This is a genomic window from Mycobacterium sp. (assembly GCF_050701675.1).
Lineage (GTDB): Bacteria > Actinomycetota > Actinomycetes > Mycobacteriales > Mycobacteriaceae > Mycobacterium.
In genome coordinates this window covers 1-6,138 of sequence record NZ_JBOGDD010000647.1, presented here as the reverse complement: position 1 = coordinate 6,138, position 6,138 = coordinate 1, and the positions used below count along the sequence as shown (strand labels likewise).

The window sequence follows — 6,138 nt, the reverse complement described above, 5'->3', positions numbered from 1 at the left end:
GCCGGCGGCCTTCGCCGCCCGCATCACGGAGCCGCCTATCAATCCAAGGCCCAGCACACACACCGGCAGTCTGCTCTTCGCGTACGCGTTCATCGCCGGAGTAGCCACGCAACAAGGTTGGCATACCGCGGCGTCGGGCGGGCGTCGGGTTTGGGCTCGATCGCTGGTCAAAGCGCGTGATCTGGGACTAGCGTTGGTTTCATGGGAGCACAGCGAGCGCAGGCGCAGAACCAGGCTGCGGATCTCCCCGACGGATTTGGCGTTGCCGTCGTCCGCGAAGACGGCAAGTGGCGGTGTTCGTCGTTGCGGCGCACTTCGTTGACCAGTCTGACGGCCGCGGAGACCGAATTGCGGGAACTCCGCAGCGCCGGCGCGGTCTTCGGCCTGCTCGACGTCGATGACGAGTTCTTCGTGATCGTGCGCCCCGCACCTGCGGGTACCCGCCTGTTCCTGTCGGACGCGACCGCTGCGGTCGATTACGACATCGCCAGGGAAGTGCTGGAGAAGCTCGACGCCGACCTCGACCCGGACGATCTGGAGGACGAGGACCCGTTCGAGGAGGGCGACCTGGGCCTGCTGTCCGATATCGGCCTGTCCGAGGGCGTGCTCAGCATCATCCTCTCCGATGACGACTACGCCGACGAGCAGCTGTCGCGGATCGCGCAGGAGATGGGCTTCGGCGACGAGATGTCGGCGTTCCTGGACAAACTCGATCGTTGACGGACGACGAGCGCCTGATTCGCCTCGCGCTCGAGGCTGCGGCCACGGCGGGCGCCCGTGACGTGCCGATCGGTGCGGTGGTCTTCGGACGCGATGGCACCGAGCTGGCGCGTGCGGCCAATGCTCGTGAGGAACTCGGCGACCCCACCGCGCACGCCGAGATCCTGGCGCTCCGGGCGGCTGCCAGGGTGCTCGGCGACGGCTGGCGGTTGGAGGGCGCGACGCTGGCGGTGACCGTCGAGCCGTGCACGATGTGCGCCGGGGCGCTGGTGATGGCGCGCGTCGCCCGGGTGGTCTTCGGTGCGTGGGAACCCAAGACGGGCGCCGTCGGCTCCCTCTGGGACGTCGTCCGCGATCGGCGGCTCACACACCGGCCGCAAGTGCGGGGCGGTGTGCTGGCCGAAGAGTGCGCGGCGCCGCTGGAGGAGTTCTTCGCCAGGCAGCGTTGAGTGGGGCTGCGACGGCGATTAGGGGGCCGTGCCGGGTTCCCGGTAAGCTGCCCGACGGTGGCGTGTCCGAGCGGCCTAAGGAGCACGCCTCGAAAGCGTGTGACGGGTAACCCCCGTCCGAGGGTTCAAATCCCTCCGCCACCGCCATAGCTCTCCACCGGTTCACACTGGTGGGGAGCTTTTTCATTCGCGCAATGCGCCGTCGAAATGCGCTGGTCACCGGACGCCCGTCGAGGCCTCGGCATAGCACCGCAGAGCTGAAGCTTCGCTGAGAGACCACGGGTGAACTTCGTTCCGCGTTCAAGCCCCGTTCATTCCGCGCATCCAAGCTGCGGCGGACCCGTTCACCATGATCCTCGGAGACCCAAGTGCCCCCATTTCGACCAGGACGGGCCGCTACCGCTGCCTGTGCCGCGCTACTGCTCGTCGTCGCTGCCGGCTGCTCGAGCGAGCCGTCCGCCCCGGCCTCGGGGGGCGCTCAGCACGTCCTGCTCCTGTCGATCGACGGCATGCATCAATCCGACCTCGCGAGTTACATGCGGGCGCATCCGGATTCGGCACTCGCGGCGCTCGTCGGACGGGGTGTCACCTTCACGAACGCTCAGACGCCGGTACCGTCGGATTCCTTTCCCGGACTCCTTGCTCAGGTGACCGGTGGGAATCCGAGGACCACCGGGGTGTACTACGACGACAGCTACGCCCACGACCTCCTCGAGCCTGGCACGACGGACTGCGCAAGCGCCAAACCCGGCGGGACGGTGAGTTTTACCGAGGAGCTGGACAAGGACGTCACCAAGATCGATGGCGGCCAGGGACTGAGCAATCTGCCCGATGGGGTCCTGCAGATGACCGCCGCGCCCACCGAGGTGATCGATACCGCGAAGCTGCCGGTGGACCCCGCGTCCTGCAAGCCGCTGATGCCCGGTGCATACCTGAAGGTCAACACGGTGTTCGCCGTCGCCCACGACGCTGGGCTCCGTACGGCGTGGTCCGACAAGCACCCGGCCTACGCGATCCTCGACGGCGCGGGTGCTCCGTCGATCGATGATCTGTTCACCCCAGAGGTCGACAGCAATCCCGCGGGCAGCAAGGACGCTGACAGCTGGACCAACGACAACGCCCTCACTCAGCGGTATGACACGTACAAGGTGGATGCCATCGCCAATGAAATTGCGGGCAAGGATCATTCGGGGCGAACGCAGGTGGGCGTACCGTCGCTGTTCGGCATGAACTTCCAGTCGGTGTCGACCGCGGAGAAGCTGGCCGAGTCCGGCGGGCAGCCGGGTGGCTACGGCCCCGACGGGCAGGCCGCCGGCCCGGTACTCGCCTCCGCACTCGGCTTCGTCGACACCCAGATCGGGCGGATGGTCGCCGCGCTGGACGCCGCCGGGATCGCCGACACCACCACGGTCATCGTCTCGGCCAAACACGGCCAGTCGCCGATGAAGCCCGACACCCTCACCCGTGTCGACGACGGAAAGATCATCGACGCCATCAACGCCGAATGGGCTTCCGCTCACCCAGACGTCCCAGACTTGATCGTGCACTCCGTCGACGACGACGCGATGATCATGTGGCTGGCCGACCGATCGCCCGCCGCGGCGGCGTTCGTCGCCGACCGGCTTCACGCCAATAACGGCCAGGGCACCGACATCGCAGGGAAGCCGAAGGCGTACACCGCCTCTGGCACCGACCGGATCTACGCGGGCCCCGAGGCCGCGACCTTCTTCGGCGCCGCCCCCGGCGATCCGCGGGTACCCGACGTCTACGCCTCCACCCAGCCCGGCACTGTCTACACCAGCGGCACGGCGAAGATCGCCGAACACGGCGGCGTCACGCCGGCCGACCGGAACGTGCCATTGATCGTCGCTGGTCCTGGCATCACCCCTGGCGACGACCAATCCTCGGTCACCACTGCACAGATCGCACCGACGATCCTCACCCGTCTGCATCTCGACCCGCAGAAACTCCAAGCCGTCGTCGCCGAACACACCGCAGCGCTGCCTGGGCTGTAGTGGAGGCTCGATCCTGGCACGTCATTGCTTAACGAACGCTGAGACTGCACGACTCACTCGTCCGGGGATTCGCCGATCGAGTCGCTCACGTACGCTTGGTCTTTCAGGTCGACGCGTCGAATGTCGCAGCCGAAGGCTGAGCGAAGCCTGAGCGAATGAGGCCGAAATGACGAGGCGTACATGGCAATACCGTTTCTAGGAATGATGGGCCTCTCGGGATTCGAGCACGCCTGGTACTTCGTGTTCCTACTCGCGGTCTTGGGTTTGATCGGCCTCTACGTCGCAGCCCAGGTGACGCGGCGCAGGCGCATGCTCCGATTCGCCAACATGGAGCTGCTGGAGAGCGTGGCCCCCACTCGGCCGAACCGCTGGCGTCACCTGCCGGCGATACTGCTGGTGTCCTCGCTCGTGTTGTTCACGGTCGCGATGGCCGGGCCCACCAACGACGTCCGGGTACCGCGCAACCGCGCCGTGGTGATGCTGGTCGTCGACGTATCGCAATCGATGCGGGCCACCGACGTCGCCCCCAGTCGGCTGGCTGCGGCCCAGGAGGCCGCCACGCAGTTCGCCGACCAGTTGACCCCCGGCATCAATCTCGGTCTGATCGCCTACGCGGGCGCCGCGACGGTCCTGGTGTCGCCGACGACCAACCACGAGGCGACCAAGATCGCGATCAGCAAGTTTCAGCTGGCCGACCGCACCGCCACGGGTGAGGCCATCTTCACCGCCCTGCAGTCCATCGCCACCGTCGGTGCGGTCATCGGCGGCGGCGACAAACCACCCCCGGCGCGCATCGTGCTGATGTCCGACGGCAAGGAGACGGTGCCGTCGACCCCGGACAATCCCAAGGGCGCGTACACCGCCGCCCGCACCGCTAAGGACCAGGGCGTGCCGATCTCGACCGTGTCGTTCGGTACCCCATATGGCGTGGTGGACTTGAACGGTCAGCGCCTGCCCGTGCCGGTCGATGACGAGACGCTCAAGAGGATCGCCGAATTGTCCAACGGCAACAGCTACTCGGCGTCGAACCTGGTGCAGCTCAAGGAGGTCTTCACGACGCTGCAGCAGCAGATCGGCTATGAGACCGTCAAGGGTGACGCCAGTGTGGGCTGGTTGAGGCTGGGCGCCGTGGTCTTGGCCCTAGCGGCACTGGCCGGACTGCTGATCAACCGACGCCTGCCCATCTGAGGGTCGAACGGCGGGACGCGACTGCCGGGCCGTCATTGTCCGGCATCGCTACTGACCTGCAATGACACCCTGCACCTGGCTGACTTCTCCCGACAGTGCGTCGATCGCGCGCGAGAGCTCTTGGCGCTGCGGCTCGGCGACGGTGTCGTAGGAGACGAACCCGTCGCCTCGACGGTACGTCGCCAGCAGCGCTTCGACGTCGGCGAACCGCTGGTCCACCTTGCCTCCCAGCTCGGGTTGCGCCTGGTCGAGGATCGGCCGGACCGATGCCACCGCGGTCTGCGAACCCTGGACGTTGGCCTCGAAGTCCCACAGGTCGGTATGGCTGAAGCGGTCTTCCTCGCCCGTGATCTTCGTCTTGCCGATCTCGTCGAGGAGGGTCTGTGCGCCGCCCGCGATCCGCGTGGAGTCGATGGTGAAGTCGGGCGCCTTCACGCCCACGTCGAGCTCCTTGACGTCCGCGACCAGCTGCTCGGCGAGCGCGTTGGCGTCGGGCTGCAAGCCCGTCACCCACAGCTGCTTCTCCAGTGCGTGGAAGCCGGTCCACTTCTGGCCTGGCGCGAGGTCGGCCTCTCGCAGATCGACGCGCGGGTCGAGGTCGTTGGGGAAGGACTCCGCGACCGGCTCGATGCGCTCGTAGTAGGTGCGGGCGATCGGGAACTGCGCCTTCGCAGCGGCGACGTCACCCTTCTTGACGGCGGCGACGAACACGTCAGTGGCCGCTACTAGCGCGTCGGTCTGGCTGTTCACGTACCGCTCGTAGTCGTCGGCGGCGGTCTTGAACTTGCCCTCGGTCTCGATCTGCACGGTATCGCCGGTGACGGTGAGATCACCGCGCAGCCCGTCTCCCACCATGCCCGGTTTGCAAGCGGTCTGGTACTTGCCAGGCTCGGTCAGCTGGACCACGAGCGTGCGGTTCAAACCAGGGGAGATGTTCTCGACCTCGCCCATCACGCGGTCGCCCGCGCCGTAGACGTAGAACTCGGTGACCTTGCCGCCGTTGTTGGTGATGGCGAACGTGCTTGGACCGGTGGCCACCGTCGTGCCGGACAGCTCGCAGGTGGAGTCCGACGCGTTGACGGCGATCTGGTTGCCCGCCCCTGCCGCGCCGACGGGGGTCGTGGCACCGGGTTGCTTGGCAGCGCAACTCGTCACCGCGACACCGACCAGCGCGGCGGTGATGATCGCGACGCCGATCGGGAAGCGCGAGGTCACGCTGGGCGTCATCGGGGTGATCCTTCATTGGGTGGGGTGAGCACGTTGCGGGTGTCGTCAGGGCTGTTGGTGGGCGGGGCGTCGGCTGCCACCCTCTTGGCCGACGCAACGACCACGATCGGCCGGAGAAAGAAGAACAGGATCACCGCGAGGTAGGCGAGCCAGGCAGCAGCTTGTAGAAGGGTGGGGTCCGGTCTGAGATTGAAGACGCCGTGGACGATTTCGCCGTACCACGCTGACCAATCGAACCAGGACGAGATGTCGAAGGCCGGAGATCCCACGCCTGGAAGCCAACCGACCGTCTGCAGTGCGCGAACGCCGTACCCCAAGATTCCCGCGGCCACGATGATCAAGAAGATGCCGGTGTACTTGAAGAAGCTGCCGAGATTGATGCGCACTGCGCCGGCGTACATGCCGTAGGCGATCGCCGCGGCCACGAGTACGCCGATCACCAAACCCGTTAGCGGCCAGAGAGTCTCGGCTTCTGCATAGCCCACCATGAACAGTGCGGTCTCAACCCCCTCTCGCCCGACGGCGAGGAAGGCCAGAAG

At 66.7% G+C, this 6,138-nt stretch carries 6 protein-coding genes and 1 tRNA gene; 5 read left to right on the top strand and 2 right to left on the bottom strand.

Annotation, left to right across the window (positions count from 1 at the left end; translation table 11 throughout):
• Positions 1–201: 201 nt before the first annotated feature.
• From ACRDUX_RS19920 to ACRDUX_RS19900, 5 genes are all read left to right on the top strand, one after another.
• A complete protein-coding gene (locus ACRDUX_RS19920; protein ID WP_526415741.1) occupies positions 202–720 on the top strand; it encodes a tRNA adenosine deaminase-associated protein in 519 nt (172 codons plus the stop codon).
• A complete protein-coding gene (locus tag ACRDUX_RS19915; RefSeq protein WP_526415740.1) occupies positions 717–1,169 on the top strand; it encodes a nucleoside deaminase in 453 nt (150 codons plus the stop codon). Before ACRDUX_RS19920 ends, ACRDUX_RS19915 begins: the two co-directional genes overlap by 4 nt.
• Positions 1,170–1,225: 56 nt before the next feature.
• Positions 1,226–1,316 (top strand) — tRNA-Ser (locus ACRDUX_RS19910).
• 221 nt (positions 1,317–1,537) lie between these two features.
• A complete protein-coding gene (locus ACRDUX_RS19905) occupies positions 1,538–3,184 on the top strand; it encodes an alkaline phosphatase family protein (RefSeq protein ID WP_526415739.1) in 1,647 nt (548 codons plus the stop codon).
• Between the two features lie 180 nt (positions 3,185–3,364).
• Positions 3,365–4,372 (top strand): vWA domain-containing protein, encoded by a 1,008-nt coding sequence (locus ACRDUX_RS19900; RefSeq protein ID WP_526415738.1) that lies wholly within the window; start codon positions 3,365–3,367, stop codon positions 4,370–4,372.
• A gap of 48 nt (positions 4,373–4,420) precedes the next feature.
• Here ACRDUX_RS19900 and efeO read toward each other — a convergent pair whose 3' ends face one another.
• The gene (efeO, locus tag ACRDUX_RS19895; protein WP_526415737.1) at positions 4,421–5,599 is read right to left on the bottom strand and encodes an iron uptake system protein EfeO; all 1,179 of its coding nucleotides are present in this window, start codon (positions 5,597–5,599) and stop codon (positions 4,421–4,423) included.
• Positions 5,596–6,138: FTR1 family iron permease (locus ACRDUX_RS19890; protein WP_526415736.1), on the bottom strand; the 543-nt coding region annotated here is incomplete at its 5' end. The genes ACRDUX_RS19890 and efeO, both read right to left, overlap by 4 nt.

What these genes read in the sequence shown, in the direction of transcription:
- efeO (WP_526415737.1), bottom strand. Translation starts at nt 5,599, where the DNA reads ATGACGCCCAGCGTGACCTCGCGCTTCCCGATCGGCGTCGCGATCATC.
- ACRDUX_RS19920 (WP_526415741.1), top strand. Translation starts at nt 202, where the DNA reads ATGGGAGCACAGCGAGCGCAGGCGCAGAACCAGGCTGCGGATCTCCCC.
- ACRDUX_RS19900 (WP_526415738.1), top strand. Translation starts at nt 3,365, where the DNA reads ATGGCAATACCGTTTCTAGGAATGATGGGCCTCTCGGGATTCGAGCAC.